This window comes from Nocardia sp. NPDC004718, from assembly GCF_053601535.1.
On sequence record NZ_JBSGCA010000003.1, the window covers coordinates 16,668 to 30,730 of the forward strand.

Consider the following 14,063-nt stretch of genomic DNA (forward strand, 5'->3'; position numbering starts at 1 on the left):
GGGCCGGGTACGACTCACCGCACCGGAGGCAGCGTCCGCTCGTTGGGATCCACACCCGGCGGCATGTGCGCGCCGTTGTCGGGCACGTCGGGCCGCGGCGCGTTGGCGGCGCCGCGGATCTGCTGACCCGGCGGCGGGTTCTCACAGTAGTTCCACTTCGGGATCGTGCCGTCCTGCACGACCTCGTTGCGGATCTTGGGAGTGTTGTAGGTGCAGAACGGCCGCGGCCAGATGTCGATCATCGCGTGGAACTCGCCGTCGTGCGCCGGAATGCCGAGCGCTTCGCCACCGAGCGCGAGCGAGGGGAACAGCGCGCGCAGCGCGGGCAGTCGCAGCTGCGCCGCCTTCGTGATCGCCTGGAAGTTGGTCGCCAGGCTGGTGATCGGATCGGCCGTCTTGTCCACCACCGCGCCCAGGCTGGTGAGCTGACCCGGCGCGGTCTCCAGCACCCGTTGCAGTTCCGCGTTCGCCTTGTTGAACTGCTCGAACAGCACGCCGGAGTTGCTGGTCAGCGTGGCCAGATCGGGCTGCGCCATGGACGTGGTGTTCGCGATCGTGCGCAGGTTGGTGATCAGATTCGTGGTCTGCGGCAGCAGCGAATCCAGGCCCGCCATCGCCAAGCTGATGCCGTTGACCAGCCCGCGCAGCTGATCCGGGCCTCCGCTGAGCGCGATGTCCAGCTCGTTCAGGATGACCTGGAAGTGATCAGGGTCGATCTGCGCGATGAGGGCGCTGGAGTTGTCCAGCACCGACCACACCGGCGTGGGCGTGTGGATCTTGTCCGGATCGAACTTGATCACCGCGCCGTTGGCCAGATACGGCCCCTGCTCGGCGTTCGGGCGGAAGTCGATGTACTGCTCACCCGCACCGGACAGCGCTTGCACCGCGATCTGCGTGTCCACCGGGATCTTGTACTTCGACTCGATCTGCGCGGTGGCCGCGATGGCCTGGCCGCGATCGGTCAGCTGGATCGAGGTCACCTTGCCGATGCGCCAGCCGCGCAAGGTCACGTCGTTGCCCGGCTGCAGACCACCGGAACGGTCCAGATTCACCGTGACCGTGTAGTCGGACCGCAGCGGGTTCACCCGCATCACGTTCACCATCAGGTAAGCGGCGCCGACCAGCAGCACGAGCACCAGACCCAGGTTCGACAGGAAGATCTTGCTTCCGAACACTTTGCGCACGGAGGTCATCGGTGGCCTCCCGCCACTCGACCCTGAACGAGTTGCAGCACCTGGATCAGGCTGCCCGCGAAGTCCTGCAAGTCGTTGAGATCCTGGAGCTTGCCGTGCTGCGGATCGGTGAGCGCGCTGATGTCCAGGTTGGTCGCGGTCGCGTACACCGCGAAACTGCCGCCGCGGAAGGTCGCGTCCACCTTCGGCCGCAGGACCCGCAGCCGATCCAGCAGGACGCCGAAGCCGTCACCGGTCTTGGCGATCGCGTCCATCAGCTGATGGGTGTTCTCCAGCAGTCCGTTCAGGTTCTCGGTCGAGGTGTTCGCGTAGTCGCCCAGCGCGGCGCTGGTGGTGGACAACTTGGTGAGCAGATCGCCGAGGGCCCGGTTGTTCTCGGCGATCGCGCCGACCATCTGCGGCAACGTGTCGGCCACCTCGCCGAGCTCCGAGCGCCGCCCCTCGATGGTGTTGGCGAGGGTGCTGAACTCGCCGAGCACGCTGTCCACCCGGGCGGAGTTGGCGTTCAAACTGCCGACCACTCCGGTCATCTCGGTGATCAGATGTGCGAGCTGCTCACCACGCCCGCCGACGATGGAGTCCAGCTCCGAGCCGAGCTTGGAGAGGCTGGCGATGCCGCCGCCGTTGAACAGCATGGAAACCGAGATGAGCAACTGCTCGACGGTCGCGCCCGCCGAGGTGCTGTCGATGGTGAGCGTGTCGCCGTCGTGCAGCATTGCCACGCCGGGCTCGGTCTTGGGCTTGGACACCGCGACGAACACGTCACCAAGCGGGGTGGCCTGACGCAGCTCCGCCGTGCTGCCCTTGGGCAACTCGATGTCCTTGCGGATGGTCAGGTCCACGATGGCCTGGAAGTTCTTGGTCTTGATGTCGGTGACCACGCCGACGTCCGAACCGCCGATCTTCACCTTCGCCTGGTCGGGCAGGTTCAGCGCGTTCTCGAAGACCGCGTGGATGGTGTAGGTCTCCCCGCCCTGACCCGGTTTCGGCAGCGGCAGCTTCTCCACGGTGAGCCCGCAGCCGGAGGTGACCGCCACACCGGCCACCGCGGCGACGGCGACCAGTGCCCTGCGTGCCTTGATCGTCATTCGGTACGTCATTTCGTCAGTCCGAGCAGTGCGGCGGTGAGCCCGTAGTCGGGGCCGAAGTCCTGCATGTTTCCGGTGCGGCAGCCATCGGCCCTCATCTGGATGCGTTCGCAGAACAGGCTGACGATCTCACCCGACAGCGCGGTGCCGATCACCGCGTGCAACCGGACGTACTGATGCTCGCGGTTGACGATGTTGTCGACGTTCTGCATGACCATCGGCGCGAGGTCGGCGACCTCGGTGAGGCCGCGAGCGTTGTCGCGCAGCTGCTGGGTCACGTTGGTCAGGCCGGTCATCGTGCCCTGCAACTGGTCCTGGTACTGCGTCAGCGTGGTGCTCGTGTTCTGCAGGAAGGCGAGCAACTGGTCGAGTGTGGCCTGCAAGCCGGGAGCCTGTTCGGCGAGCAGGCCGGTCATCTGGGTCACCCGGTTGCTGAAATCGCGCACCGACTGATCGTTGTCGGCCAGCATGGTGGTGAGGTCGTTCAACTTGATGATGATGCTGGAGATCGCGTCCTTGTTGTCCACGCCGACCTTCAGCGCGCTGGACAGCGCGTTGAGGGTGTCGCGGATCTTCTCGCCGTTGCCGTTGAGCATCGGGTAGAGCACCCGGCCCGACAACGGGCCGAGGCCCTCCTGGCCCGGCTCCGGCTTCAACGCGGCGGCGAACTGATCGATGGTCTTGATCATCGTGTCCAGCTCGACCGGGGTCTTGGTGCGGGCCTTCGGCAGGTGCGAACCGTCGGACAAGGTCGCACCGCCGGTGTAGACGGGGGTGAGTTCGATGTGCCGGTCGGTCACGATGGACGGCGAGATGATCGCGGCCATCGCGTCCTGCGGGATCTTCACGTCCTTGTCGAGGGACATGTGCACCTCGATCAGCGTGCCCTTGGGCACGATCTTGTCGACCTTGCCCACGTCGAGCCCGAGCACCGTGATCGGGTTGCCTTCGTAGATGCCCGCGATGTTGTCGAAGTCGGCGGTGATCCGCAGGGTGTTGCCCAACGCGTCGTTCACCGAACTCGGCAGCAGCGAGCAACTGCCGACCGTCAGCGCGGCGGCACTGATCAGGAGCGTCTTCGCGACGGTCCTGAGCGGAAAGCCCGTGCGGAATTTCATCCCTGGCACCCCTCGATAACTTGGGCGAAGCACAACCAGTTGTCCGGGAACAGCCACGGCAGGCCGACATCGCCGTACGGACCGCTGCCACCCCAGGAGTTGGCCAGGTAGCGCAGGGTCGGCGGCATGAGCGACAGCATCCGATCCAGGTTGTCCTTGTTCTTCTGCAGGCCCTCGGCCATGGTGTTCAGCTGCTGGATGGTCGGGCCGAGCTGATCGTTGTTCTCCGCGCCGATCGCCTGCAGCTGCTTGGTCAGCGCCGCGACGTTGTCGAGCAGCTGGCGCAGCAGTGCCTGGCGCTCCATCACCCGGTTGGCGATGGCCTCGCCCTGGGTGATCACCAGCAGGATGCTGTTGCGGTTGTCGGCGAGGATCCGGGTGACCCGATCCAGATCCTGGAGCAGGGCGTCCACTTCGGTCTTGCGGCGGTCGATGACCTTGGCCAGCGCGCCGACGCTGTCCAGCGCCTGGGCGGTGAGCTGGGGCGAGCCGTTCATCTGCTCGTTGATCAGGTTCAGCGAATCGGCCAGCTTCTTGGTGTCGAGCGCCTCGAACTTCGGGGTGCCGACCTGCACCACGTCGGCCAGGTTGTACGGCACCGAGGTGTTGGACACCGGGATCCGCTTGCTCTTCAGACCCGAACCGTCGCCCGGCTCGAGGTCGACGTACCTGGTGCCGAGCAACGTGGCCATCTTGATCGAGGCACGCGCGTCCGGGCCGAGTTTCACGTCGTCGCTGACGCTCAGCGTCAGCAGCACGTGACTGCCCTCGAGTTCGGCGCCGACCACCCGGCCGGAGGACACCCCGGCGATGTTGACCTTGTCGCCGACCTTGATGCCCGCGGCCTGCACGAACTCGGCCTTGATCGACTGCTCGCCGACGCCGATCAGCTTGTAGACGCTGGACACCAGCAGCAGCACCACGATGAGGGCGCCGCCGATGATGCCCAACCAGAAGTACCGGTTGCTCTCGAACCTGGACCTGAGCTTCGTCATCATGGGCGGCACACCGCCGAGTGCGAGGTGCCACCGATCTGGGAGAACAGGCCGCGGGGGAACAGGACGCCGTAGAGCGACACGTCCAGGCCGCACAGGTAGGCGTTGGCGTAACCGCCCTCCGAGGTGTGCCTGCCCGCCGCCGACAGGACGTTCGGCAGGTCGATCGCGGCTTGGTCGAGCTTGGCGCCGTTGTCCAGCAGCAGCGTCAGCGCCGCGCTGGTGGAGTTCTGCGCCGTGCGCAGACCCGGCTGGACCCGGTCGAGCATGCCGACCACCGATGTGGTCGCGCTCGCGATCTGCTCGGTCGAGGCGAGCAACGACTGTCCCTGTTCGTACAGCCCGCCGATCAAGGCCCGGGTCTGGGTCACCAGGGTCTCCAATTCATCACCTCGTTTCGCCAACCCGGACATCACGCCCGACAGGTTGGTGATCACATCGGACAGGATCGCGTCCCTGCGCTGGAAGTCGGTGGCCAGCTGGGCGGCCTGGACGATGAACGCGCTCAGCGACACGCCGTCACCTTGCAATGCCTGGATGAAGGTTTCCGACAGCCGGTTGACCTGTTCGGGCTGCAACACCTGGAACAGCGGCTGGAACCCGTTCAACAGACCCGACACATCGAACGACGGCTCGGTGCGGTCGATCGGAATGGAACCGTTGTTCTTCAGCGGCGCCGGGTTGGACCCCTTGCCGGGGGCCAGCGCCACGTACCGCTGACCGATCAGATTCTGGTAGCGGACCAGCGCTTTGGTGTCGTTGTAGATCGTCTGGTCGCGCTGCACCACGAAGGTGACCTTGGCGACCGACTTCTTCAGATTCCCGTCGCGGCCGAGCTCGATCTTCTCGACCTTGCCGACGCGCACGCCCGCCATGCGGACGTCGTCGCCCTCGTGCAGGCCGAGCACATCGGAGAACGTGGCGGAGTAGGTGTAGGTATCGCCGCTGACGATGCGCGCCAGCGTGTTCCACACCACCACCGTCACCAGGATCGACACGATGGCGAAGATGCTGAATCCGATCAGCGGTCTGCGAATGCTCATCGTGCGGCACCGTTGTCGGCCACCTGCATGGTTCCGCCCTTCAGAATCGTGCTCAGCAGCAGGTATTCGGCGGTGGTCGGCTTGCGGCCGAGCAGCGCGGTGATCGCCGAGTCACCCCGGTAGGAGATCGGCGCCGCCGACGGCGTCCCCTCCGGCGCGGCGGCCGGAGCCGCGGGGGCCGGAGCCGCGGCGGGCGGGAGCAGGCCCGGCGGCAGCATCGGGAACAGACCCTCGAGCGGGGTGCCCGCGAACGGAGCGGGAGCGCCGCCGGTCGGGGCGGCCGCGGTGGCGCGGTTCGGATCCGGGGTGGTGACGCCGGGAATCAGCGGCAGACCGGGCATCGGCACCACCGGAGGAAGCCCGGCGGCCGAGGCGAGCGCGCGCGGCTTCAGCTGCTCCGGCAGCTCGCCGACATCGGCGACGGCGGGAGCGGTGTAGCAGCTCGGCCCGACCATCTCGCCGTAGCGCGGGCAGTCGGCCACGGTGTAGGGCCGGTACGGGGTGAGCGTGATGCCCGCGTCCCAGACCTGCTGCTTCTGCGGACCCCAGGTGAACGTGGTGTCCATCCGGCGCATGGTCTCGCTGAGGTTCAGCAGGCTCCTGGTGATCGCGTCGGGGTCCGCGGCGAGTGCGCCGAACATGTCGTTCGTGCCCGCGGTGACCTCGATGCCCACGTTCGGGTTACGGGCGAACAGGTCGTTCACCGTGTCGATGGTTCCGCTGGTGCCGGTGATCAGCGAGACCAGCTCGCTGCGCCGGTCGGCGATGGTGCGCGCGGTCTGCACCGAGCTGCCGAGCACGTCGACCAGCTCGGGCGCGGACTGGTTGAGCGCGTGGAACGACGCGGAGAAGTCGCCGAGCAGCACACCGAGATCGGGAATCGACTCGTCGACGGCCAGCAGCCAGCGGTCCAGCCGCTCGACGGTGGAGCCGGGCATCCGCCCGCTGCCGTCCAGCGCCTGCGACAGGGTGCCGAGCACCCGGCCGAACTGCACCGGATCGATCTTGTCGAGGATGTTGCGGACCGTGGTGAGCGTGTCCTGCAGCGCGATGGTGCCCTTGCTGCGGTCTTCCTCGATGACCGAACCCTCGTGCAGGTACTGGTCGGCCGGACCGTTGAAAACGAGTTCGACGGAGGTGACGGCGAACAGGTTGCTCGGCACCACGCGAGCGGTCACGTTGGACGGGATGTCGCCGGCGAACTCCGGCTTCATCTCGATCCGCACCTGCTGCAGCTCGCCCTTGGCCGCCACATCGACCGTCTTCACCGCGCCGACGAGCACGCCGCGGAACTTGACGTCGGCCTGCTCGGGCAGACCGTCACCCGTGGTGGTCAGGTTCGCGGTGACGTTGACCTTCTCCTGGAAGTAGCCCTTGTAGCGCAGCATCAGGAAGCCGAGCACCAGCGCGAACACGACCAGACCGCACACGCCTGCGATGAGCAGCTGCCGCATCGTGGGCCCGCGCCCACTGGGATCGATGATCATCTGGTGTCTACCCCGAGATCCGGATGCCGGGGTTGACGCCCCAGATCGCCAATGTCATGAACAGGTTCGCGAAAACGACCGCGATGATGCACATCTTGATCGCGCGGCCCGCGGCCACGCCGACGCCCTCGGGGCCACCGGAGGCGAAGAAGCCGTAGTAGCACTGGATGAACGTGGTGATCGCGACGAACAGGATCGCCTTGATCAGCGAATAGATGACGTCGGTCGGGACGAGGAACTGGTAGAAGTAGTGCTGGTAGGTGCCGGTGGCGGTGCCGCCGATCAGCCGCACCGTCAGCGAGCAGGAGACGTAGGCCATCGTGAGGCCGAGGCAGTAGAGCGGGATGATGGCCACCATCGCCGCGAACATCCTGGTGCTGATCAGATACGGCAGCGGCCGGATGGCGATGGACTCCAGCGCGTCGATCTCCTCGGAGATGCGCATGGCGCCGAGCTGCGCGGTGAACCGGCAGCCCGCCTGAGCGGCGAAGGCCAGCGTGGCCAGCAGCGGGCCGAGTTCGCGAGTCGTCGCGAACGCCGAGATCGCACCCGTGATCGGACTCAGGCCGAGCAGGTTCAGCGAGTTGTAACCCTGGATGCCGACGGTCATGCCGCCGAACGCACTCAGAATGACGACGACGCCGATGGTGCCGCCGCCGACGACGAGATTGCCGTTGCCCCAGGTGACGTCGGAAAGCAGGCGCCACACTTCCTTGGGGTAGTGCCGCAGCGCCAGCGGAATCGAGCCGATCGAACGCAACAGGAAGAACACCTGGTGGCCGAGCCTGGCGAGCAGATCGACCGGAGCCTGCGCGGATTTCCGGAACGCCTGGAGAGGCCGCAGCAGCGGCGGTACATAGGTTGATGACACCGGGTCAGACCACCTGTGACGGGAATAGTGCGTTGTAAACCTGGGTGATGATGAGGTTGACCCCGAACAGCATGATGGCGGAGCTCACCACGGCGGAATTCACCGAGTTCGCGACACCGCCGGGACCGCCCCGGGTGTTCAATCCGGTGTCGCAGGCGATGATTGCCGCCAGCAGACCGAAAATCAGCGATTTCGCCAGAGCGACAAGCAGATCGGTGGTAACCGCGAACGAAGAGAAGGTGCCGACGTAGGAACCCGGCGTACCGTTCTGCGCGAAGATATTGAAGATGTAGCCGGTCAAGAAGCCGACGAAGACGACGAAGCCGCACAGCAGCACGCTCACCAGCATCGCCGCGCCCAGGCGCGGAGCGACCAGCCTGCGCATCGGATCGACGCCCATCACCTTCATGGCGTCGATCTCCTCGCGGATGGTGCGCGAGCCGAGATCGGCGCAGACCGCGGAGCCGACGGCGCCCGCGATCATCAGCGAGGTGACCAGCGGAGCGCCCTGCTGAATGATGCCGAGGCCGTTGGCCGCGCCGATGAACGAGGTGGCGCCGACCTGCCCGGCGACCGAGCCGACCTGAATCGAGACGATGACGCCGATCGGGATGGCGACCAGCAGCGTGGGCGCCGCGGAGACGCTGGCCATGAACGCGCACTGCCGGACGAACTCACTGAAGGGGAAGCGCCTGCGGAAAATCGAGACGAACAGTTCGGCGACAGCGGCGAAGCCCATCGTGATCTGTCTGCCGAAGGTCTCCAGCGAACGCTTGGGATGATCTTGCCAGTAAGACCTCGTCCAATCGACCGCACCACTGAACCGTGACCCTGATGGTGGACTCTCGGTCGACTGCACTGGCTAATCCTCCTCGACGCCGGTTGGTAGCCCCGGCGACTCGTTTGCTTGACGCACCTTACTACGGAGTAGTGCAGAACACACCATCCCGTTGTGATCGCAGTCATAGATGTTCCTCACCGTTGCCGGAAAGCAATGGTTAGGGCGCGGAACATTGGGAACGACACCAAAGTTGACCAGCCCAGCTCTGGCACAAGCTACAGCCGAACTGCGGGAATGCTCGATCGCTTCCGGCCATTCGGCGAATTACTTTGGATAATTCTCATCGAAAATCGGATTTGTTTCCGGAGACCAACGCGACGCCTCCTTACTATCACCGAGACACGAACGGCCACACGATTTTCACAATTGAGATAGCGAATCGCTATTAGGCTCGTAAGATACATTTGATCACAGTTGTATGAAATAGGATTGAAGCCCCGAGCAGTGGGGACAACCCCCGTAGTGGTGACGCGCCCGAGACCGATTACTGACACGATGGGTGCGACAGATTGATATCGTGCGGGCTTCCGACGTCTGGAGGGACATGTTCAGCAAACTCGCCAAGGTGGCCAACGCCGCCTTCGCCGTCGCCCTGGGCGCGGCGCTGCTCGGCACGGGCGCAGGGGCCGCTAACGCCGACCCGGGCCCGCCGGTGTTGGGCGGTGGATCCGGCATCATCATCGACAACCAGTTCGAGTGCACGGTCACGACGGTCGGCCACGACAACGCGGGCCGTCTGGTCGGCCTGACCGCAGGTCACTGTGGCGACCCTGGCGCACAGGTCTACGCCGAATCCGATCGGGGCTCCGGCGTGATCGGCCGGTTCGCCTACTCCAACCATGATCTCGACTACGCCGTCATCCAGTTCGATCCGGGCAAGATCACCCCGGTGAACCGCGTCGGCAACGTCACCATCACCGGAATCGGCGCGCCTGCCAGCTTCCCGCAGATCGTCTGCAAGGAAGGGCGCACGACCGGCAACACCTGTGGTCTCGCCTGGGGTGACGTCTTCCGGACGAACGTCGAGACCTGGAGCCAGATGTGCGTGGTCGAAGGCGACTCCGGTGCGCCGGTCGTCGTCGGTACGACGCTGGTCGGCATGGTGAACGCTTACCTGGCCATCGCCTGCTTCGGTCCTGAGGTCGGGACCAACATGAGCGCGATCATGGCCGACATCAACGGACGCGGCGGTGTCGGGGCGGGTTACATCCCGATCTGATCGCCGGCGAATCCCGACGAGCGGCCCGAACGCGAGCGACGCGTTCGGGCCGCTCATTTTTCGCTCGGCGCCACCGCCGGACCCGCGACCGCGCACTGCGGCATGCAGTCGACGCTGTCCAGCGTGGGTGCGTGCCGCACGGGATGCAGCAAGACGGCGGCGAGCACCGCGCCGGTCACCAACAGCCCGGCGCACAGCCACATCGCGGTGGCGAAGCCCTGGTCGAAGGCGGCCGGATCGCCGAGCGCACCCGAAATGCCGGCGAGTCCGGGCAGCGCCGCCACCGCGAGCAGTTGCGCGGTGCGCGCCACGGCGTTGTTCACGCCCGAGGCGATGCCCGCCTCGCTCGCGGGCACCGCGCCGAGCACCGCACCGGTGAGCGGCGCGACCAGCGCGGCGAGCCCCAGCCCGAAGACGAGAACACCGGGCAGTACATCGGTGAGATATGTGGTGTCGGGCCCGATGCGCTGCAACAGCACCAGGCCCGCCGCCGCCAGCAGCGGTCCCGTGGTCATCGGGATGCGCGGTCCGTGCCGCTGCGCCCAGCGCCCGGCGGGAGCCGACAGGGCCAGCATGATCAACGTGATCGGCACGGTCGCGACGCCGGACATCAGCGGCGAGTACCCCGCCACCAGTTGCAGTTCCAGCACCAACAGGAAGAACACGCCACCGAGGGCGGCGTAGACCGCGAGCGTCACGAGGTTCGCCGCGGTGAACACCCGCGAGCCGAACAGCGCGGGCGGCACCAGCGGGTGGTCGCTGCGCAGTTCGATCACGACGAACGCCAGCAGCAGCACGACGCCTGCCACGACGAGGACGGGCATCTTGTCGATCAGTCCGAGGGTCAGGGCACCGAGCGCCAGCGCCACCACCAGTGCGCCGGGCACGTCGAGTTCGGGCGCGGCGTCGGGATCGTGGCTCTCCGGCACATGCCGCAACGCGACCAGCACGACCACGAGGGTCAGCGGAACGTTGAGGAAGAAGATGGAGCGCCAGCCCGCGATGTCGATGAGCCAGCCGCCGAGGAACGGGCCGAGCGCGCCCGCCACACCGCCGAAGCCGGACCACAGGCCGATCGCCGCGCCTTGATCTCGGCGATCGATCGAAGAGGAGATCAGAGCCAGGCTGCCCGGTGTGAGCATCGCGCCCGCGACACCCTGCAGGATCCGGGCCGCGACCAGCAGCTCGATGGTCGTCGCGACGCCGCACAGCACCGAGGCGACCGCGAAAGCCACGGTGCCCCAGACGAACACCCGGCGGCGGCCGAGCTTGTCGCCGAGCGACCCGCCGAGCAGGATGAACGAGGCGAGGGTCAGGGTGTAGCCGTTCAACGTCCATTGCAGCCCGGCGACGTCCGTCTCCAGTGATTCCCCGATCCGCGGCAGCGCGATGTTGACGACCGTCGCGTCGAGCGAGGCGACCGACGATCCGAGGATGGTGGCCAGCAGGATCCAACGACCGGTGCCCGACCGCAGCCGCGGTAGCTCGGTGGTGCTCACCTACCCCAACCTAGTGGCAGGCAGGCGTTGGGAAGTCGGGGTCAGAGTTCCTGGACGCAGATGACGAAACGGCGCTTGTCGTAGACGTATCCGGTGCCGCTGCCGCAGACATTCACGTCATCGGCGCTGTCCACGCGCTTGACCACCTTGACGCCCTTCACCGGGGAGGAGCCGGTGCAGTCGATGCGCTTGGGGTCGTCACCGCCGACGTCCATGCAGCCGCCGACCACCCAGTCGATGTCCAGGCACAGCGCGCCTTGTTCGATACCGTTGACGGTCTCGGCGTAGTAGTTGTCGGCGTCGCTGCTGCACTGCGAGCTCTTCGCCGCCTTCGCGATCACCTTGTAGTTCGACTCGCGGCTGCCGCACGACGCCTTCTCGATGGTGGCGTTGGTGGTGGTGCCGCCGAGCTTCACGCAGTCGCCGATGCTCGCGTCGAAATCGGTGTTTCCGCCCGGCTTGCTCGGCGTCGGCTTGCTGGTGCTCGGCGTCGGCCTGCCCGAGGACGGCTTCGGCGTGTTGGTCACCGACACCGCGTCGATCGTCCCGTCCACGGCGGGCTGGGCGGTACCGCTGATCGTGGAAGTGCAGCCGACCAGCGACAATCCGGCCGCGATGGCCAATCCGGCGAAAGCGAGACGACCCCAGGTCAGTTGACGAGACACGTACAGTCCTCCCGAGCTGTAACGCCGGCGAACTCACGCCCCCGTGATCCGAAGTTGCCATGCTGCGCTTGAAATACCACGCCATGAATACACCATCGACCGAGCGCACGTCGAGCCGGAACCGGAAACGAACCGCCGCCAACAGCTCTGGGTATGGTGGGTTTTCTGGTGCGAGAGGAGTGTCCGGTGAAGCTGATCAGCGCAATCGTGTGTACGACCGCCGCGATCGGAGGCTCCCTCTTCGTTCCGGGTATGGCTGCCGCCACCGATGTGCACTGCCGATCCGAGCACGGAACCGATATCACCCTCATCGATGGGGAGACGGCCTGCCGCGCGGCGACCGATAGCTACGGCCAGGCCCGTGCCACCGGGATCGACGGTGTGGGCTACGCCAACGCGACCTCGGGCGCGACGGCCATCGGGGTCGGCGCGGCGGGAGGCGTCGGTGCGAGCGAGGGCGCGGGCGGGGTCCCCGTCGCGCTCGGTTTCGGCCCGGACGCCGTCGCCGTGACCTCGACCACGGAACCGGGCATGCGGACGTTCGCGATCTCGATCGCGTTGGAAGGGTCGCGAGCGGGGGTGGAGACCGCCGAACAGACGGTCGTCTGTCTGGGCGCGGCGGCCTTCGCGTGGAATGCCGACAGCGGCGACGCGTGCCTCGCCACGCCTTTTGGGCTCTGGCGCACCCATGGAACGGGTTACCCTGGTTGACCAGCCCGGCTAACGGCGGTCAGGAGGTGACCCCATGGTTTCGGCAATGGCGGCGGACGACTTCGAACCCGCCGATTCGGCCAGCGGAAAGCTGTCGGCGCCGCATGAAATGCTGGTCGATCCGCGTTTCATCCGGCTGGCAGATCAGTTCTTCGGCCTGTTCGCTCAGCCCGCGCGCGGTGGCGGGGCGCTCGCGGTCTACCTCGACGGCAAGCCGGTGGTCGATATCTGGGCCGGCTGGGCGGACAAGGAGCGGCGCTGGAACGGCGACACCGTCGCGCTGACCTTCTCCACCGGCAAGGGCGTGGCCTCGACGGTCGTCCACCGCCTGGCCGAACGGGGTCTGATCGACTACGACATTCCGATGGCCGAGTACTGGCCGGAGTTCGCCGCGCACGGTAAAGACGACATCACCGTCCGAGACGTGCTCTGCCACCGCGCCGGCCTGCATCGGGTGCGCGGCCTGGTTCCCGGCCGCGAAGGCATCCTGCACTACGACGCCGTGGTCCGCGCACTGGCCGAGAGTCCGGCGGACCCCCGGCGCATCCGCACCTCCGGCTATCACGCGATCACCTTCGGCTGGCTGGTCGCCGAACTCGTGCAGCGGGCGACGGGCACACCGTTCACCGAGGTGTTGCGCACCGAGATCGCCGAGCCGCTCGGCATGGACGAGTACTGGTTCCGCGTCCCGGAATCCGAACGGCACCGGATCGCCAAGATCTACCGCCACCTCGGACCGCCGGGAATCCGCTGGAACACCGCCTCCTCCGTACTGTCCTGGGTGCGACCGGTGCGCGGCCTCGCCGAGGCGGGCATGCCGGAAAGCTTCGACGAACTGGTCCATGACCCCCGGGTGCACGACTCGGTGATGCCGGGCTGGAATGGCGTGTTCTCCGCGCGCGCACTGGCGCGTATGTACGGCGCGTTGGCCAACGGTGGCGTGATCTACGCAGCCAATGCGGACCGGAAGCCGCCCGGTGTCGGCGCCGAGCAGACCGTGCGGTTCCTGGATCCGCGGACGATCGAGACGATCGGGCAGGTGCAGCCCACCCAGAGCCGTGACTACGTACTCGGTGTGCCGATTCATTTCACACTCGGTTACCACCGCCCGGTCCTGATGTCCAAGCAGCAGCCGAGGCACGCGTTCGGCCACTACGGCGTCGGCGGGTCCGGCGCGTACGCCGATCCGGATCTCCGCATGTCGATCGCGTTCGTGACCAACGGGCTCGGCAGCATGGTGACCGCGCTCGGCGACGCCAGGCTCGCGCGGCTGGCGGCGACGGCGCAGGGCGCGGTGCGCAAGCACAAGCAGGCCGCGGGCTGACTTCGAACC

13 protein-coding genes are annotated in these 14,063 nt (G+C 66.7%); 3 read left to right on the forward strand and 10 right to left on the reverse strand.

From position 1 onward, the window contains the following. Positions 1-14: 14 nt before the first annotated feature. Genes ACWEH3_RS03520 through ACWEH3_RS03555 form a run of 8 tightly spaced genes read right to left on the reverse strand, consistent with a single transcriptional unit; the run spans position 15 to position 8,654 of the window. On the reverse strand, positions 15-1,193 hold the full coding sequence (locus ACWEH3_RS03520; RefSeq protein WP_379249567.1) for an MlaD family protein: 1,179 nt from the start codon (positions 1,191-1,193) through the stop codon (positions 15-17). Then, the gene (locus tag ACWEH3_RS03525; RefSeq protein WP_450016021.1) at positions 1,190-2,281 is read right to left on the reverse strand and encodes an MCE family protein; all 1,092 of its coding nucleotides are present in this window, start codon (positions 2,279-2,281) and stop codon (positions 1,190-1,192) included. The genes ACWEH3_RS03520 and ACWEH3_RS03525 overlap by 4 nt, the downstream gene beginning before the upstream one ends. Before the next feature lie 8 nt (positions 2,282-2,289). Next, the gene (locus ACWEH3_RS03530; RefSeq protein WP_450016019.1) at positions 2,290-3,399 is read right to left on the reverse strand and encodes an MCE family protein; all 1,110 of its coding nucleotides are present in this window, start codon (positions 3,397-3,399) and stop codon (positions 2,290-2,292) included. Then, the gene (locus ACWEH3_RS03535) at positions 3,396-4,397 is read right to left on the reverse strand and encodes an MCE family protein (protein WP_450016017.1); all 1,002 of its coding nucleotides are present in this window, start codon (positions 4,395-4,397) and stop codon (positions 3,396-3,398) included. The genes ACWEH3_RS03530 and ACWEH3_RS03535 overlap by 4 nt, the downstream gene beginning before the upstream one ends. Next, a complete protein-coding gene (locus tag ACWEH3_RS03540; protein WP_450016015.1) occupies positions 4,394-5,437 on the reverse strand; it encodes an MCE family protein in 1,044 nt (347 codons plus the stop codon). Before ACWEH3_RS03540 ends, ACWEH3_RS03535 begins: the two co-directional genes overlap by 4 nt. Then, the gene (locus tag ACWEH3_RS03545) at positions 5,434-6,924 is read right to left on the reverse strand and encodes an MlaD family protein (protein ID WP_450016013.1); all 1,491 of its coding nucleotides are present in this window, start codon (positions 6,922-6,924) and stop codon (positions 5,434-5,436) included. The genes ACWEH3_RS03540 and ACWEH3_RS03545 overlap by 4 nt, the downstream gene beginning before the upstream one ends. Positions 6,925-6,931: 7 nt before the next feature. Continuing rightward, positions 6,932-7,795: an ABC transporter permease gene (locus tag ACWEH3_RS03550; RefSeq protein ID WP_450016011.1), complete on the reverse strand. Its 864-nt coding sequence runs from the start codon at positions 7,793-7,795 to the stop codon at positions 6,932-6,934. A 4-nt stretch (positions 7,796-7,799) separates the two neighbouring features. Continuing rightward, a complete protein-coding gene (locus ACWEH3_RS03555; RefSeq protein WP_450016009.1) occupies positions 7,800-8,654 on the reverse strand; it encodes an MlaE family ABC transporter permease in 855 nt (284 codons plus the stop codon). A gap of 526 nt (positions 8,655-9,180) precedes the next feature. Between ACWEH3_RS03555 and ACWEH3_RS03560 the strand changes: the two genes are divergently transcribed. Continuing rightward, positions 9,181-9,855: a S1 family peptidase gene (locus ACWEH3_RS03560; RefSeq protein ID WP_450016007.1), complete on the forward strand. Its 675-nt coding sequence runs from the start codon at positions 9,181-9,183 to the stop codon at positions 9,853-9,855. 53 nt (positions 9,856-9,908) lie between these two features. On the opposite strand, the gene ACWEH3_RS03565 is transcribed toward ACWEH3_RS03560, so the two are convergent. Beyond that, positions 9,909-11,354 carry an MFS transporter gene (locus tag ACWEH3_RS03565; protein ID WP_450016005.1) on the reverse strand — a complete coding sequence of 482 codons (1,446 nt, stop codon included), beginning with the start codon at positions 11,352-11,354 and terminating at the stop codon, positions 9,909-9,911. 41 nt (positions 11,355-11,395) lie between these two features. Next, a complete protein-coding gene (gene lppU, locus ACWEH3_RS03570; RefSeq protein WP_450016003.1) occupies positions 11,396-12,019 on the reverse strand; it encodes an LppU family putative lipoprotein in 624 nt (207 codons plus the stop codon). A 186-nt stretch (positions 12,020-12,205) separates the two neighbouring features. On the opposite strand from lppU, the gene ACWEH3_RS03575 reads away from it, so the two are divergent. Next, the gene (locus ACWEH3_RS03575; RefSeq protein ID WP_450016001.1) at positions 12,206-12,730 is read left to right on the forward strand and encodes a DUF6764 family protein; all 525 of its coding nucleotides are present in this window, start codon (positions 12,206-12,208) and stop codon (positions 12,728-12,730) included. Between the two features lie 109 nt (positions 12,731-12,839). After that, entirely contained in the window at positions 12,840-14,054 is a 1,215-nt protein-coding gene (locus ACWEH3_RS03580; RefSeq protein WP_450016052.1) for a serine hydrolase domain-containing protein, read from the forward strand. Positions 14,055-14,063 lie beyond the last annotated feature (9 nt).